Origin of the sequence: Pontibacter saemangeumensis, from assembly GCF_039541895.1 — a bacterium.
GTDB classification, from domain to species: Bacteria; Bacteroidota; Bacteroidia; order Cytophagales; family Hymenobacteraceae; genus Pontibacter; species Pontibacter saemangeumensis.
Genome location: NZ_BAABHC010000039.1, coordinates 317317 through 334059 on the forward strand (window position 1 = coordinate 317317; position 16743 = coordinate 334059).

Sequence of the window (16743 nt, forward strand, 5' to 3'; positions counted from 1 at the left end):
GCGAAGCAGGGCTATATATACAGAGGCACCCTGAGAATCTACCCAGCCTGGCTCAGGCATCTACAAGCGCCGCCTTCCTCGGCTTTGTCTTTTCATCAACCATACATCCCTATATAATTACCCATGCAACACTGGCTTGTAAAATCAGAACCTGAAAAATATGCCTGGGCTGACCTGGTGCGGGACGGCCGCGCCACCTGGGACGGCGTGCGCAACTACCAGGCGCGCAACAACCTGCAGCAGATGCAGCCCGGAGATTTAGTGCTATACTACCACAGCGTATCTGAAAAGGCCGTGGTGGGCATCGCCAAAGTAGACAAAGCCGCCTACCCCGACCCTTCTGCCGACGACCCGAAATGGGTGGTGGTGGACCTGGTGCCCTTCCGCGATTTCAAGGATCCCGTGACCCTGGAGCAGATAAAGAAGGACAAGCGCCTTGAGAACATCGCCCTGCTGCGCCAGTCGCGGCTGTCGGTGATGCCCCTCACTTCAGAGGAATTCGACATCCTGCTGGCGCTGGGCAACTAACCTCTTGGCGGCAAAAAGCAGGCGGGCATAACAACGATTAGCAGCTAAATGCAGTACAATGCTTTAGCTGCTTTGTTATATCTACCCGTACCTGATAACGCTTACAACCTATTATGTATGGTTCCTGTTCGTTACCTGCTCACCTGTTTTTTCTTGTTGCTGTTTTTCCCGCTGCTGGCCCAGAAGCCGGAGCAGCCTGTGCGCCTCGAGCTGCCGTTCGACCTCGAGGCAACAGAGGCGGAGGTCATCGCGCTTCCGGACAGCAGCCTGCTGGTTTACCACAGCACAAGTGATGTCTGGCATTCAGCGGTCATCTTCCACTTCACCAAATACGATTCCCGCCTGGAGCCTGTATGGTCTGACACCATTTCCATCGCAGCCGACAGCGAATTTCTACGCCATTATACTGAGGCGCCCTACACCCACTTTATTTTTGGGGAGAACGACCTGCAGCAGTACACGCTCGTGCGGCTAAACAACAACACCGGCCAGGTGCAGCACAAGCGGTATGAGCTGGAGCAGATTGATGCAGTGTATGATTTCGTGGTGCTGCAGGGCAACTACTTCATCATCGGGAACAACAAAAAAGAGAAGAAGCCCCTGCTGCTACACCTGAGCCCCCGCTCTGGCGAGGTGCAGCTGCTGCCATCGGTGTACGGCAACCAGTCCACCTTTTCTGATCTCCTGGCCGACACGGCGCGGCAGCGGGTAGATGCGGTGCTGTCGGAGTCGAACGGGCGTATTTCGCGGCTGCAGGTCAAGAGCTTTCATGCCAACGGCAGCCTGCTCAGCAGCCAGTTTATCCTGCAGCAGGAAAACCGGCGCCTGCTGCACGCCGAGATCACCCCGGGCGACAGCTCCGGGCGAATGCTGTTCGGCACTTACGGCACCCGCGACCTGCAGTACAACCAGGGCTTTTTCACAACGCCCGTGACCGCCACCGTGGTAGACGAAGAAGGGAGGTTTTACAGCATGCTGGACCTCGAGAACTTTTTCAGGTACCTGAAGCCGCGCCAGGAAGAGCGCACCCGCCGCCGGGAGGCCGTCCGGCAGAAGCAGGGGAAGAACCCGCGCTACCGCTATCGCCTCCTGCTCCACGACCTGATCCCCACCCCCACCGGCTATATACTGGCTGCCGAGGTGTATTACCCGCAGTACACCAGTGGCGGCGGCAACAACTGGGGCCTCGACCGGACCATCTCGATGGGAGGGCGCCAGCAGGAGGGCTATAAGCGGACCCATGCCGTGGCACTGGGCTTCGACAAGCAGGGCGTGCTGCTCTGGGACAATATTTTCCCGCTCAAGGATATCGTCACGTTCAAGCTGGTGCACACGGTCGAGGTTGGCAGGATGCCGGACGGAAGGGTGGTGATGGCGTACCCGAAAGAGGAGAAAATCATTTACCGCGTAATGGACCGCAATAAATTCGTGGACGAGGAAACAGAAATGGAGTTGCTGACCTACGAAGAGGACGAGAAGATCCAGGAGACCATCAGCCCCGGCATTATCCGCTGGTATGGCAGCAGCTTCGCAGCTTTCGGGTTTCAGCGCGTAAAGCCAAAGAAGGGCGGTTCCCGCACCGTCTTCTACATCAACAAGATTACGTTTTGATGAAGGCAGGGAGGAATAGTTAAATTGTGGGAACTATATATTAGTTGGCCCTATGCAACAAAGCCATATATAGCTGGTCTGCTCTTGACCTTTTACTTATATATAAAATTACTTATATATCAACTTGAAGTTAGTCTTGCGCTCAAGCTCTGTGCAGACTTAATCCAACCACCCTTGCCCCGCCTAATCCTTTTCGGGGGGCTGGGCCTAAAGAGAATGCGCTTTCCATATGCGCCGAGCTACTCTCAAAGTAACAGCCCCTCATCAATTCAACCATTCAACAATTTAGCCATTCAACCATTTCCCCACATAAGAATAATTTCCGCTTCTTAATCCGGTGCGTTATATTTGCAACTGATACATCCGGCTATGCAGAAAAGACTCATCGTAAACCACCAATTACTCGAGATCATGGTGCTGCGCCTTTGCCACCAGCTCATTGAGTCCCACGGCGACTTTTCTGAATCTGTGATACTGGGGCTGCAGCCGCGCGGCAGGTTTGTGGCGCAACGCATCCAGAGCACCCTGGCTACCATACTGGGCAGGCAAGTGCCAACCGGCTACCTCGACACCACCTTCCACCGCGATGATTTCCGCCGCCGCGAAACGCCGCTCACCGCCAACGCCACCAAAGTGGATTTCCTGATCGAGGGCAAAAAAGTGATTCTGGTGGATGACGTGCTGTACACGGGCCGCTCGGTGCGGGCAGCGCTGGATGCGATGATTGCCTACGGCCGCCCTGCCAGCGTAGAGCTGCTGGTGCTCATCGACCGCCTCTACACGCGCCACCTGCCGATACAGGCCACGTATGTGGGGCGCCACGTAAACTCGCTGCAGAGCCAGCGCGTGCTGGTGGAGTGGAAGGCGCAGCAGGCCGAAGAAGATAGTATATGGCTCATTACCAAAACCGAAGATTAAACCCTCCCCCATGCAAGAGCTCAGCGTCCGGCACCTGTTAGGCATCAAAGACATCACCCCGCAAGACATCCAGCTCATCTTTGAGACGGCCGAAAATTTCAAGGATGTGCTGAACAGGCCGATCAAGAAAGTGCCTTCGCTGCGCGACATCACCATTGCCAACGTTTTCTTCGAGAATTCCACGCGCACGCGCCTCTCCTTCGAGCTGGCCGAGAAAAGGCTCTCTGCCGATGTGATCAACTTCAGCAGCAGCAGCAGCTCTGTGAAGAAAGGCGAGACGCTGCTGGACACGGTGAACAACATCCTGGCCATGAAGGTGGATATGATCGTAATGCGCCACTCCAGCCCCGGCGCACCGCACTTCCTCTCAAACCACATCCAGGCCAACATCGTGAACGCCGGCGACGGCACGCACGAGCACCCGACGCAGGCCCTGCTGGACGCCTTCTCGATTCGTGAGCGCCTCGGTGAGGTGGCCGGCAAGAAAGTGGTGATCATCGGCGATATCCTGCACTCGCGGGTGGCGCTGTCCAACATCTTCGCGCTACAGAAGCTGGGGGCCGAGGTGATGGTGTGCGGCCCTACCACGCTGCTGCCGAAGCATATCAGGCAATTGGGCGTGAAAGTGGAGACGGATGTGCGGAAGGCGCTGCAATGGTGCGATGTGGCCAACGTGCTGCGCATACAGCTGGAGCGCATGCAGATGAAGTACTTCCCGTCGCTGCGCGAGTACACGCTCTACTATGGCATCGACAAGAAAATGCTCGACAGCCTCGACAAGCAAATCACGCTGATGCACCCCGGACCGATCAACCGCGGCGTGGAGCTGAGCAGCGATGCCGCCGACTCGCACCACTCGATCATCCTGAATCAGGTAGAGAACGGCGTGGCCATCAGGATGGCGGTGCTGTTTCTGCTCGCGCAGAAGCAGTAGCAGCCATTGAAGTTAACGCGATAAACAGCAGCGCCTGCTGTTCCCATTCAACGGAGCAGCAGGCGCTTTTTTGTTTTATCGAGGTTTATATATGGCTTCATAGCCAGGCTCCGCTCCTACACAAACTGGCCGCGATACCACTGAGTTGGAAGGATCTTGGAGAAGAAGCTTCGCCATAGCCATATATAAAAAGGCAGCCACTGTGAACACGGTGGCTGCCTTTTTATATATACACTATCCCCAGGATGCTTTTGCGGCGCAGTAGTATCAACACGGAATCATTGTCTTGCCCCGGTTAACGCAAAAACGCCGCAGGATAACCTGCGGCGTTTTTTATTGTTCACTTGTGCTTGCCTTATTCAAGGTCGAGCTCCATGCCAGGTGTATTCATTTCGAATCCAACCCTTCTGTTTCTTGCTCGTGCAGCTTCAGTTCTGCGACGTGACAGACGCTCGTTTACTTCTACCAGCGGCTGCGTCTCGCCATAACCTTTCGTTACCAAACGGTCTGGGTTCTGAACGCCTTGCTCGATGAGGTATTCTTTCACCGCTTCTGCTCTCTTCTCAGACAGCGCCTGGTTGTACTCTTCTGAACCGATGAAGTCAGCGTGTCCTTTGATCAGCAACACGTGGTCTGGGTAATTGGTCAGGGCAACCACGATGCTGTCAAGCAACTGCTTGTAAGAATCCTGCACACGGGCCTGGTCGAACTCGAAGCGCACTTTCTCTTCCAGTAACTTCAGCGTTGCTTCGTCCAGCTCAGGGCAACCGTTTGTTTCAGCTGTACCCGGGGAAGTTGGGCAGTTATCCTCGTTGTCAGGAACACCGTCGCCGTCAGAGTCTACCGGGCAACCATCTGGGCCTACCTGCACACCGGCTGGCGTGTCTGGGCACTGATCCTGGTCATCTGCCACACCGTCACCGTCTGCGTCAGGGCAACCCTGCATAGCGGCAGTACCTGCCTGGTCTGGGCAACGGTCATCTTTGTCGGCTACGCCGTCACTGTCTCGGTCAGGGCATCCTTGCGTAGCGGCTGTACCAGCTTCAGTAGGACACTGATCCTGATAATCCGGAACACCGTCAGCGTCACCGTCAAGTGGGCAACCTTTCTTATCTACCTGCACTCCTGTTGGCGTGTCAGGGCAATCATCTCTTCTGTCCGGCACACCGTCAGCGTCTGTGTCTTTGGCTTTTCCTAAGTTAAAGCCCAGGCCCACGTTGTGCATCAGAAAGCGGTCGTTCTCCCCAACATCATAGCCATCGATCTTGTCCTGGCCGATGATCATATAGTTGGTCTCCACAAATGCGCTTACCGCATCAGAGAAGCGGAAACGGATACCGGCGCCACCTTTCAGGGCAGAGGTAAAGAATTTCTCGTCCTGCTGCTGCGTGCCGTCAGCGCGTGTTGCGTCTGTGTTGGCCCATGCACCACCACCGGCAATCTGCAGGTAGGGCCCGATAAAGGCGTCCTCTTTCAGAATAGTACCATACATTTTCAGGCGCAGGGCCAGCATGGCGGTACCCATCTTCGCCTCAAACTGCCCCAGTGTGGAAGACTCAATCTCAGGTCTGCCATATGTGAACTGCAAACCAGCATCGAAAGACGGACTGATGTAGCGGTTCAGATTCAGACCTGCTCCCCACTCCGGATCACTGAATTCGTTGTCGTCATTCAGGTCGCCCCTGTACTGTAAGGCACTTCCGTATATTTGGAGATTGGTCTTCTGATCTGAGCTTTGCGCAAAAAGCTGGTTACTTGCCGTGAGCAAGAACACCAGCGCAAGAGCTAGTCTACTTAGTTTTGTAATTTGTGTTTGCATGATTTTACAAAGTATATTTTGATATGACAATACGTGCATGTTTGCAAAGGTGTTTCTGTTATTCCGAAAAAACAAACCTTTGCCAAGAAACGTGGAGGGATCCGCTGCACTAAAATTCAGAAGGAGGAGAAGTTTTTGCATAGGCGTAGGAAACAGGTTAACATGATAATCCCTTCACTGCCACCTCAGTGGTTATATAATTTAGCCAAGGCGCGTGCCGGTACAATACATCAAACTGAAACCATGGCGCAAGGTTGTACAAGGCAATTTATTTTGAAGCAAACGCCTTTATTTAAGTGTCAGTACAATGAATAACGCAGGCGGCTGCTGGCCGTCTGCGTTATAATTTCAACTATTTCCTGCTTAAATCTACTTACCGGCGCATCAGTTGTTCAATTTCGTCGGCTTCTATCGGGATATTCTTCATCAGGTCACGGGGGCCGTGCGGCGTCACCAGCACGTCGTTCTCCAGCCGGATGCCAATCCCCTCCTCCCGGATATAAATTCCCGGCTCGCAGGTAAACACCATACCCGCCTCGAATGGCCGGAACCTGTTGCCGACGTCGTGCACGTCCAGGCCCAGGTGGTGCGAGGTGCCGTGCATGAAGTACTTTTTGTAGAGCGGCTTGGCAGGGTCCTGGTTCCGCACGTCACTCTCGTTCAGCAGCCCCAGCCTGATCAGTTCGTTCTCCATCACGGTGCCCACAAACTTGTGATATTGGTCAAGGGTGTTACCCGGCACCAGCATCTGCGAGGCCGCCTTCATCACGGTCAGCACCGAATCGTATACCTCGCGCTGGCGCGGTGTGAACTTGCCGTTCACTGGCACCGTGCGCGTCATGTCTGCGGCGTAATTGCCGTATTCCGCCCCGAAATCCATCAGCACCAGCTCCCCGTCTTCGCACTCCTGGTTGTTGTCCGTGTAATGCAGGATGCAGGCGTTGCCGCCCGACGCGATGATGGAGGCGTAGGCGGGGCCCCGGGAGCGGTTGCGCAGAAACTCGTGGTATAGCTCGGCCTCAATCTCATACTCCTTCACGCCTGGCCTGATAAACCCCAGCAGGCGGCGGAAAGCCTTTTCCGTTATGTCGCAGGCCTGCTGAATCAGCGCCACCTCCTGCTCTGCCTTTACCGCGCGCAGCTGATGCATAATGGGCGCGCTGCGCTCGTACCTGTGCAGCGGGTAGTGCTGCTGGCACCATTTCACAAAGCGGGCATCGCGCGTCTCCACCTCTACCACGGCACGCAGGTGCTCATTCGTGTTCAGGTAGATGTGCTCGGCCTCAAACAACTGGCTGGCCAGCACCTGCTTGAACTGGTGCGTCCACAGGATGCTTTCGATGCCGGATATCTCCCGGGCCTGCTCCTTGGTGAGCTTATATCCCTCCCATGTCAGCACATGATCATTTGTTTCCCGCACAAACAGCACCTCCCGCATGCGCTCGTCTTTCGCGTCCGGGAAAAGCATCAGGATACTTTCTTCCTGGTCCACGCCGGAGAGGTAGAAAAGGTCGCTGCTTTGCCGGAACGCCATGGTTCCGTCGGCATTTGTCGGCATCACATCGTTTGAGTGAAAGACAGCTACGGAGGAGGGCTTTAAATGACTCGCAAAGCGGCGGCGGTTGCGCTCGAAAAGGGCATGGTCAATAGGTTGATATTTCATCTTGCCTGGAATTCTTTCTTTGTTGAAACAATGGCTATGTAGTTTAAATCTACTAGAAAATTACCAATTAAATAACTCGTGCACCAAACCCTTGCACCGCCTGCCTTCTTCCGGGGCAATAATTCCAGATGCGGCACACACAGGCCCAGGGCTACGGCAACTTATTTATTCCCCTGTGAACCAGTAGCCAACCGCGTTGTTCTGCCCCAACCCACATAGCACTCACAGCAGCAGGATGCCTGCGCCTGTGTAGTTATATATAGGCTGGCTCTTTATATATATACCAACTTATATACCGGCTCCCTCCCGCTACCTCCTTCTATGCATTTAGTTTGCATTTGACGTATCTTTACAGGCATGTGCGCTACGACTGACGCACAGCGGCCGGAGTGGTGCAGCCGCGCCGGATTAGCCGTGGCGCAGCGAAAGCAGCGGATTTGATTCTGCAAAACCATATATATAACAGCAGGCAATGTTTAGCAAAGAGGAAACGGAGCGCTACAACCGCCAGCTCATGCTGCCGGAGCTGGGCGTGTCAGGGCAGCAGAAACTGAAACAGGCGCAGGTGCTGATGATAGGCGCGGGTGGCCTGGGCTGCCCGGTGCTGCAGTATCTGACTGCCGCCGGCGTGGGCACCATCGGCATTGCCGATATGGACACGGTGAGCGAAAGCAACCTGCACCGCCAGATTTTATATACCTCCGCCGACGTGGGCCAGCCCAAAGCAGAAGTTGCCGCCCGAAAACTGGCACAGCAGAACCCCTTTGTGAACTTCAGGGTGCATGGCCAGGGCATCACCGTAGAGAATGCGCTGGCACTGGTGCAGCAATACGATGTGGTGGTGGATGGCTCCGACAACTTCCCCACGCGCTACCTTGTAAGCGACGCCTGCACTATCCTGAAAAAGCCGCTGGTATTCGGGTCCATCTTTAAGTTTGAAGGGCAGGTAACGGTGTTTAATTATAAGAACGGCCCCTCTTACCGCTGCCTCTTCCCGGAGCCGCCCGGCGCCAATGAAGTACCCAACTGCGCCGAGATCGGGGTGCTGGGCGTGCTGCCTGGTATTATTGGCACGCTGCAGGCCAACGAGACGATTAAAGTGATCACCGGCATGGGCGAGGTGGCCGCCGGCAAACTGTTGTTGTTCGATGCCCTTGCCCTCCGCTTCTATGCTGTCAAAGTTCCACGCACCGCCATGGCCGACCAGGTAACGAAGCTGCAACCCAGCTATGAAAGTGTTTGCACCGCTGAAAGCCCGGGAGAGCTCATAGAGTTATCTCCGCAGGAATATAGGCACTGGCGGGAGCAGGGCAGGCAGGTGCAACTTCTGGATGTGCGGGAGCCGCATGAGTATGAGGCCTTTCACATCGACGGGGCGTTAGTGCCCTTGTCTGAGCTTCCTGAAAGGCTGGACGAGCTGCAACTGCAGCCGGAGGTGGTGGTGCACTGCCAGTCGGGGGTGCGGAGCAGGCAAGCGATTATTGTGTTGCTGGAGCGCTTCCCGGAGGTGCGATTTTACAACCTGACGGGAGGATTATCAGCATGGGATGCAGAGTAGGCGTAGCACCAGACGCTTGCAGGAACTGCGCACGCTGCGAGGCTATCAATACGCGGTATCTGAGGGGATGCTGAAGGAGAATTATACAGAATCAGCAACCACCAATTAACAATCAGCTACTAACAATCAGCTACTAACCGCCTGCTGCAGCACGTCCAGCAGTTGCTGGGTGCGGATGTCGCGGGCGCACTTAAAGTGACCTTCGGGGCAGGCCTTGTACCCGTGCAGGCCGCAGGGGCGGCAGTAGAGCGGCTCCTCCCGCTCCACCACCCGGGCAAAGTCAGCTAACGGGCCGAAGCCGAAGCGCGGCACCGTGGAGCAGTAGATGGCGCAGGTGGGCGCGTTCAGCGCCGAGGCCAGGTGCATCGGACCGGAGTCGTTCACGTAATTCAACACCGCATCGCGCATCAGCGCCGCCGACTGCAGCAGGTTCAGCTGCCCGCACAGGTTCTCCACCCGCGGATTGGTGCTTTGGCTGATAATCTCGTCGCAGTGCTTTTTATCGGCAGGCGAGCCCAGCAGGTATACTTTATATATAGGGTCGAGGCTGTTGATGAGCTGCACCCACTGCGCCTGCGGGTACTGCTTGGTGAACCACACCGAGGTAGGAGCCATGCAGATATAGGGCTCCTGTTTCAGCTCCTGCACCTTTGCGAAATCCACCTGGCTGGGGTAAAGCTTCGGTCTGGACGGAATGGCGTTGGTCAGGCTTTGGATGAGCAGGTCGTTGCGTTCCACCTCGTGCGTGCCCGACTGCACATCGTGCACGTAGCGCCGGGTGAAGAGGCGGGAGAAAGGGTTTTTCTCAAAACCGACCGTTTCCTTTGCGCCCGAGAGCGCCGTGAGGATGCCGGTGGCCCCGAAGCGCTGCACGTTCACCACCAGGTCGTAGCGCTCGGCCCTGATCTGCCGGAGCAGTTTGCGGAGGCTTTTGTACTTGCCTTCCTGTTTATTCCAGACCAGCACCTGCCGCAGCAGCGGGTGTTTTGTCAGGAGCCCCTCATTGCCCTTGCGCAGCAGGAAGTCGAGCCGGGCCTCCGGGTAAAAGGCATGCAGCTTCTCCACCAGTGCCGTCGCCAGCACCACGTCCCCCAAAAAGGCGGTTTGTATAATCAGAATTTTGTTCATGCTGCTTTCACTGCTCCCGGCAAAACTACACCCGTTAAAAATGGCGCGCAAACCGGATGGAAAAGCAGCCGGCGCCCTGCCAAAAAGGGGCTGATGTATAGGCGAAACAGCAAGATAAAACACAGGGCGCAATACCCCAAAAAGCCGGCAGTTTTTAAACTAACATTAGAAAGGCCTTAACGGAATAGTTTCGGAAACTATATAATATATGGATTGGAGTCATGATATTTGCGCCCGGCTACAAGCCGTACAAATCCAGGTTGATATATAGCCGCTGTCCTGACGGCAGAGTAAACTGAACCAGAAACTGCTGCAGTCAGCGAACCGGGGCATCCGTCCTGCACCGCATGAACCATGACTTGTGAAAAGAAAGCGCAGCACCTGCGCCGCTGCCTATATAACGATATGAAAAGAACCCTACCCCTTATCTGCTTCCTCAGCCTGCTGCTATTTATGTCAGGCTGCGTCTCCACCTATATGCCCAACGTGCCCAACGTGCCCATGTTCACCCAGAAGGGCGAGTTGAGCGCAGGTGGCCATATCACCCCGAAAGGCAACATCACGTTTAATACCGCCTATGCCGTTACGGACCATTTTGCAGTGGTGGCAAACGGGTCGATGCTGAACAGCGAGCGCCGGAAGCGCGATTTCCAGCATAACCTGCTGGAGGCCGGCGGCGGCTATTTCACTTCGTTCGGGCCCAACAACAACCGCGTGTTAGAAGTTTACGGCGGCATTGGCGGGGGCAGCAGCGACCGCACCGAGAAAGACGAGGACGAGAAAGGCAACATGACCTACGAGCGCCGCGAGGCCAGCTTCAGCAAGTACTTTGTGCAGGTAAACTTCAGCTCCAAACGCAGGAAGTCGCTGCGCCTGCTGGGCCGGGAGTTTCCGATGAACTACGGGACCGCCCTGCGCGCCAGCTATGTGGATATGAGCAAACACCTGCTGAACGGTGTGCCGCAGAAAGAGGAGACCAATATTTTCCTGGAGCCCATCTTTTACACGCGCCTTACCCTAAACCCGTCGGTTCAGCTGCAGTATACCAGCGGCTCTAACTTCGGGCTCAAGAACGGTGACGCCCTCACTGCCGGCTATGCCGTGTTCTCGCTCGGCGTGGTGATTAACGTGGGCAGCAAGGCGAAGGAAAGGTAGCACGCCAGCGCAGGTGCATTTTATTTTCAGGTCTTTCCCCCCCTCTACATAGCTCTTTTAACTCATCGTGCTTTCCCGTACCTTTGCAGGCTAATTTTAGATTGAATGCCTGATTACCATATCCATACTTTACCCAACGGGATTCGCATTGTACACAAGCAGGTGCTGCACACCAAGATTGCCCACAGCGGGTTTATCCTGGACATCGGCAGCCGCGACGAGCTCCCCAACCAGACTGGGATTGCCCACTTCTGGGAACACATGGCCTTTAAAGGCACCGAAAAGCGGAAGTCGTTCCATATCCTCAACAGGCTTGAGTCGGTGGGCGGCGAGCTGAACGCCTACACCACCAAAGAAAAGATCTGTTTCTACTCCTCGGTGCTGGACAAGCACTTCGACAAGTCGTTTGAGCTGCTGACGGATATCACGTTCCGGTCGGTATTCCCGGAGCGGGAAATCGAGAAAGAGCGCGGCGTGATTCTGGAGGAGATGTCGATGTACCTCGACACGCCCGAGGAAGCCATTGTGGATGAGTTTGACGCCGTGGTCTATGATACCCACCCGTTGGGCAGCAACATCCTGGGCACCAAAGAAAGCGTGTCGCGCTTCGAGAAACAGGATTTCCTGGATTTCCTGACCCGCAACCTCAGCACCGATTCCCTCATTTTTTGCTCGGTCAGCAACCTGCCTTTCGAGAAGGTGCTGAAGCTGGCGGAGAAATACCTGGGGGATATCCCGGAGATCAAAAAGCAGCGGGAGCGCGTGCCGTTCAGTACCTATATACCGAAGTCGGTGACCATCGAGAAGCCGATTTCGCAGGCCCACTGTGTATTAGGTTGCCCGGCCTACGCCCTCTCCGACGACCGCCGCATCCCGTTCTTCATGCTCGTGAACCTGCTGGGCGGCCCCGGCATGAACTCGCGCCTGAACCTGGCGGTGCGCGAGAAGCACGGCCTCGTTTACACCATCGACGCCAACTACGCCACCTATATAGACACCGGCCTGCTCACCATCTACTTCGGCACGGAGAAAAAGCAGCTGAAGCGAACTACCTCGCTGGTGCTGAAGGAGCTGAAAAAGCTGCGCGAAGTACCGCTGGGCTCGCTGCAACTGCACACAGCCAAAGAGCAGCTGATGGGGCAGCTGGCCATGGCCGAGGAAAGCAACATGGGCCTGATGATGATGATCGGCAAGAGCATCCTCGACCAGGACCGCGTAGACTCGCTGAACGAGATTTTCGGCCAGATCAAAAACATCACCGCCACTGACCTGCTGGACATCGCCAACGACGCCCTGCGCGAAGACCAGCTCAGCTTCCTGAATTATGTGCCGGCGTGATAGTTGGTTGTTAGTTGCTGATTGTTAAATTTATATAGAACTTACTCAAATCGCCCTGGACGCGTGTTTTCACCGGTAAGTGGTTGGTGAAAACACACAAAAACGGCCCAATTTGGATATAGTTCTATTTGCGTAAGTCCTATGATATATGGGTGAATGGTTTGTGTGAATTTCCACTATACAAATCAACAATTTAACCATTAAGCCATTAAACCATATATCCATAAACAATCAGCAACTAACAATTAACAATCCGGTAGCAACTAACAAACAACAATCAACTACAAACCAGCCATCAAAATGGAGTTCATAGACGAAGACCTGCTGCATTATGCCGAGCAGCACACCAGCCCGGAGCCTGCGCTGCTGCACAGGATAAACCGCGAGACGCACCTGAGCGTGCTGCGGCCGCGCATGCTGTCGGGGCACCAGCAGGGGCGGCTACTGGCAATGTTTTCGAAGATGCTGCAGCCGAAGCAGATCCTGGAGATCGGCACGTACACCGGCTACTCTGCCCTCTGCCTTGCCGAGGGGCTGCAGCCGGGCGGCACCCTGCACACCATCGACATCAACGAGGAACTGGAAGAGCGCGTGCGCGGCTACTTTGCCGAAGCGGGCCTGGCCGACAGCATCAGCTACCAGATAGGCAACGCGCTGGATATCATCCCTACCCTCAATGCTACCTTTGACCTGGTGTTCATCGATGCGGACAAGATCAACTACGCCACCTATTATGACCTCGTGATCGACAAGGTGCGCCCGGGCGGCGTGATCATTGCGGACAATGTGCTGTGGAGCGGCAAAGTGCTGGAGAAATACCGCCGCAAGCTCGACGAAGACACCAAAGCCGTAATGGATTTCAACCGGAAAGTACACGAAGACGCCCGCGTCGAAAACATCCTGCTGCCGGTGCGCGACGGCCTGCTGGTGGCACGTAAAATCTGAAGCATTATATATAGACGAGATTTTATATATAAAAAATGGAGAACGGGATTCGTTCTCCATTTTTTCTTTTTGTGCTGCCAAAAGACACATTTTTTCAACACCTCTACATAACGATCTACGGCACTGCGCGTTACCCAACAATCTTATAAATTCAGCCTGCAGGGCAGCTATATAGGCATCAAAAATATAAGGAAAGAAGTTGGTGAAGCGTTTTAAAATGCGAGGCAAATTGCGTTATTTTTGCGAAGCGTTATATTATCTTTCAAACATATTAGCGCATAGCTATTTAAGTAGCACCAACTCAACAGTAAGTAGAGCCGCAGCATCAACATTTAGCCAAAAGTAAAGTACCAAGCCATGAGAAAATCCTTCAGCAGCCTTCTTGCCCTCCTGTTTCTGCCCCTGCTGGCACTGGCGCAGCTTATTACAGTGCCCCGCAACGTTTACTTTGCCGATATACACCTCACGCTCTCGAACGGGGCGCAGGAGGAAATCCAGAAGAAGGTAGACGCCCTGCACCGCAACCAGACCTACTTTAAGATGAAAGTGGACCTGGCGGACGCCTACTTCCCGGTGATCGAGCGGGTGTTTAGGGAGGAAGGCGTGCCGGACGACTACAAGTACCTTGCCCTGCAGGAAAGCGGTTTGATCGGCGATGCCGTGTCCACGTCGAACGCGGTGGGCTACTGGCAGTTTAAGCGCGAGGCCGCCTCCGACTTTAACCTGCGCATGGACAATAAGGTGGATGAGCGCCGCCACATCATTGAGGCGAGCCGCGGCGCTGCCAAATACTTCCTGCGCAGCAACAACTATTACAACAACTGGCTAAACTCCCTGCTGTCTTACTACCTGGGCTACTCCGGCGCCAAGCCCTATACCAAGCCCTCAGACAACGGCGCCCGCAGAATGGAAATAACGGAGCGGGTAAACCCTTACGTGCTCACGTTCCTGGCCCACAAAATCGCCTACGACTCCTTTGTAGGGAAAAACAACCCGCCGGCGCTTTCGCTGCGCGAGATGCGCGGCACCCCCGGCCAGAGTCTGGCCGACATTGCGATGTCCACCAAGACCGATTATGCAGAACTCGAGAAATACAACAAATGGCTGTTAGGCGGTTCTATTCCTTCGGATAAGGATTACTATGTGATGGTGCCGGTGCGCAACGGCAGCGATGCCGGCCTGCTGGCATCGAAAGACACTGCGCCGGCCGCAAAAGAAAGGTCGTCGGCGGTGCTGGTAAGGGCAGAGCGCATCGGCCTGAACACCATTGTGGCCCGCCCCGGCGACACGAAAGACAAACTGGCCAGGCAGGCGGGTCTCTCCACCCGGAAGTTCCTGAAGTATAACGACCTGCACAACTTCGACAAGATCGAGCCGGGCGCTACCTACTACACCGAGAAGAAAAACATGACGGCCAGCGTGGAGTACCACGTGGTGCAGCCCGGTGAAACGATGCAGCAGATTTCGCAGCACTACGGCATCAGGCTGAACTACCTGCTGTTCAAAAACCGCATGAGCCGCAGGGAGGTGCCGGTGCCGGGCCGCGTGCTGTGGCTGCAGAAGCGCCGCCCGGCACACGCGCCGGTGGAGGTGCGCGACCTGGGCCAGCAGCAGCCTGCAACCGCTGCCGCAGCGCCGAGTTACAACCAGGGTGCCGCTGCTACAGCATCCGGTCCGGATGCAACCGGGGAGCAGGACAACGCGCCGAAAGAAAGCATCTTCAGGAGGTTCATCAACAGCTTTAAACGCTTCAAGGATGAGAAGCCCGCGCCTAAGCAGGAGGAAAGGATAGAGGAAGAGGAGGAAGCGATCCTTGCTGAAACCAAAAAACCTGCCCCGGCGGTACGCACGCAGGCAACTGCCGCCAGCAAGGCAGTTCCCGCCAGGGAATCAGAACCGCAGGAAGAGGAAGACGGTTTCATGGACCCTTTCCAGTCCGACTCGACCGAAGCGGCCTCTGCGGAAGAGAAACCGACAACCCAGCACCCTGCTGCCGCGCCGCAAAGGAAAAAGCCCGTAACGTACCCGCAGGCGGACACCACGCTCATCTTCCGGGAGCCTGCTCCGGAGCAAGAAGTTGATATCCTGCTGGATTCTGTACCCGCCACCTCCCCTGCAGTGGCAGAGGATAGTTCAGCGGCAGAGGAAGAGAACTGGGTGATCGGAGCCGCAACGGACGAAGATTCCACGGCAGCGGTGAAAGATATCTTTGTAGAGCCCGCCACCACCTCGGCAGCCAAGTCTAAACCGGCCCCGGCCTCCCCTCAAAAGGCGGCTCCTGCCGCGGTGGCGCAACCAGCCCCTAAACCCGCCAGGCACGTCGTAAAGCAGGGCGAGACTCTTTATGCCATCTCCAGGATGTACGCCGTGACCGTGAACGACCTCACCGCCTGGAACAAACTGGGAGACGCCCCCCTGCGCGCGGGCCAGGAACTATATATAGCCGAGCCGCTTGTACAGCCAGAAGCGGAAAGCGATAACGCTTCGCGCCCTGCCCCGGACAACGGCTACCACACGGTGGCAGCCGGCGAAACGCTTTACCTGATCTCTAAGACATATAACGTGTCGCTGGAGGAGTTGCGCGACTGGAACGGCCTGTCTGATAACAGCATTCGCCTGGGCCAGGAGTTGCGCGTGCAGGCACCCGCCCGCGCTGCGGCACCAGAAAAGGAGACAGCGACGGATTCAGAGACCAGCGCTGCGCCTGCAAACGGCTACCATACCGTAGCCACCGGCGAAAGCATGTACCAGATCTCCCGCCAATACGGTGTCACCATCAAGGACATCATGGAGTGGAACAACAAATCCGATTTCTCCGTGAGCATCGGCGAGAAACTCCGGATAAAGAAGAAGTAGCGTATAAACGTTAGACTATTGAGACTTCATATAGAGCGAGAGCGACAGCCATATATAGCTGCCGCTCTCGCTCTATATGAAGTCCTGTTTTTAGATATAGGTTCTAATTTGATCTCTCATGTAGGCAAGCAAGTAAGTGTTGCCCTTCTGCCGGCTCGTGTTTGCAAGCGTACCTCCCTCGTGTATTTTTGGAGGGCCCTCGCGTGCGACTTGCTATTCCAGTGCCTCTGGCCCGGTAGATCGTACTGCAAATCTGGTTGCTTGGCAGGAAGATATAGGTAAAACCCTGT

12 protein-coding genes are annotated in these 16743 nt (G+C 55.5%); 9 read left to right on the forward strand and 3 right to left on the reverse strand.

What is annotated here, in order from left to right; all coding sequences use genetic code 11:
* Positions 1-123: 123 nt before the first annotated feature.
* The 4 genes from ABD920_RS23760 (at position 124) to ABD920_RS23775 (ending at position 3991) form a co-directional block, all read left to right on the forward strand.
* Complete coding sequence (locus ABD920_RS23760) at positions 124-528, forward strand: EVE domain-containing protein (RefSeq protein ID WP_345163188.1); 405 nt, start codon at positions 124-126, stop codon at positions 526-528.
* A 117-nt stretch (positions 529-645) separates the two neighbouring features.
* Positions 646-2139, forward strand: coding sequence for a hypothetical protein (locus ABD920_RS23765; RefSeq protein ID WP_345163192.1), 1494 nt, complete (start codon positions 646-648; stop codon positions 2137-2139).
* Positions 2140-2508: 369 nt separating this feature from the next.
* Positions 2509-3057 carry a bifunctional pyr operon transcriptional regulator/uracil phosphoribosyltransferase PyrR gene (gene pyrR / locus ABD920_RS23770; RefSeq protein ID WP_345163195.1) on the forward strand — a complete coding sequence of 183 codons (549 nt, stop codon included), beginning with the start codon at positions 2509-2511 and terminating at the stop codon, positions 3055-3057.
* Between the two features lie 10 nt (positions 3058-3067).
* Positions 3068-3991 carry an aspartate carbamoyltransferase catalytic subunit gene (locus ABD920_RS23775; protein WP_345163198.1) on the forward strand — a complete coding sequence of 308 codons (924 nt, stop codon included), beginning with the start codon at positions 3068-3070 and terminating at the stop codon, positions 3989-3991.
* 355 nt (positions 3992-4346) lie between these two features.
* Here ABD920_RS23775 and ABD920_RS23780 read toward each other — a convergent pair whose 3' ends face one another.
* Together ABD920_RS23780 and ABD920_RS23785 are read right to left on the reverse strand one after the other, a co-directional pair.
* Entirely contained in the window at positions 4347-5810 is a 1464-nt protein-coding gene (locus ABD920_RS23780) for an OmpA family protein (RefSeq protein WP_345163201.1), read from the reverse strand.
* Positions 5811-6183: 373 nt separating this feature from the next.
* The gene (locus ABD920_RS23785) at positions 6184-7473 is read right to left on the reverse strand and encodes an aminopeptidase P N-terminal domain-containing protein (protein ID WP_345163206.1); all 1290 of its coding nucleotides are present in this window, start codon (positions 7471-7473) and stop codon (positions 6184-6186) included.
* A gap of 472 nt (positions 7474-7945) precedes the next feature.
* On the opposite strand from ABD920_RS23785, the gene moeB reads away from it, so the two are divergent.
* Positions 7946-9031 carry a molybdopterin-synthase adenylyltransferase MoeB gene (moeB, locus tag ABD920_RS23790; RefSeq protein WP_345163209.1) on the forward strand — a complete coding sequence of 362 codons (1086 nt, stop codon included), beginning with the start codon at positions 7946-7948 and terminating at the stop codon, positions 9029-9031.
* 126 nt (positions 9032-9157) lie between these two features.
* Here moeB and ABD920_RS23795 read toward each other — a convergent pair whose 3' ends face one another.
* Entirely contained in the window at positions 9158-10159 is a 1002-nt protein-coding gene (locus tag ABD920_RS23795) for a glycosyltransferase family 9 protein (RefSeq protein ID WP_345163212.1), read from the reverse strand.
* Between the two features lie 405 nt (positions 10160-10564).
* Between ABD920_RS23795 and ABD920_RS23800 the strand changes: the two genes are divergently transcribed.
* The 4 genes from ABD920_RS23800 (at position 10565) to ABD920_RS23815 (ending at position 16453) form a co-directional block, all read left to right on the forward strand.
* A complete protein-coding gene (locus tag ABD920_RS23800; protein WP_345163215.1) occupies positions 10565-11314 on the forward strand; it encodes a hypothetical protein in 750 nt (249 codons plus the stop codon).
* Between the two features lie 105 nt (positions 11315-11419).
* Complete coding sequence (locus ABD920_RS23805; protein WP_345163218.1) at positions 11420-12652, forward strand: M16 family metallopeptidase; 1233 nt, start codon at positions 11420-11422, stop codon at positions 12650-12652.
* Between the two features lie 300 nt (positions 12653-12952).
* Positions 12953-13597, forward strand: a complete 645-nt coding sequence (locus tag ABD920_RS23810) for an O-methyltransferase (protein WP_345163221.1) — start codon at positions 12953-12955, stop codon at positions 13595-13597.
* Positions 13598-13954: 357 nt separating this feature from the next.
* Positions 13955-16453: a LysM peptidoglycan-binding domain-containing protein gene (locus ABD920_RS23815; RefSeq protein WP_345163224.1), complete on the forward strand. Its 2499-nt coding sequence runs from the start codon at positions 13955-13957 to the stop codon at positions 16451-16453.
* Positions 16454-16743 lie beyond the last annotated feature (290 nt).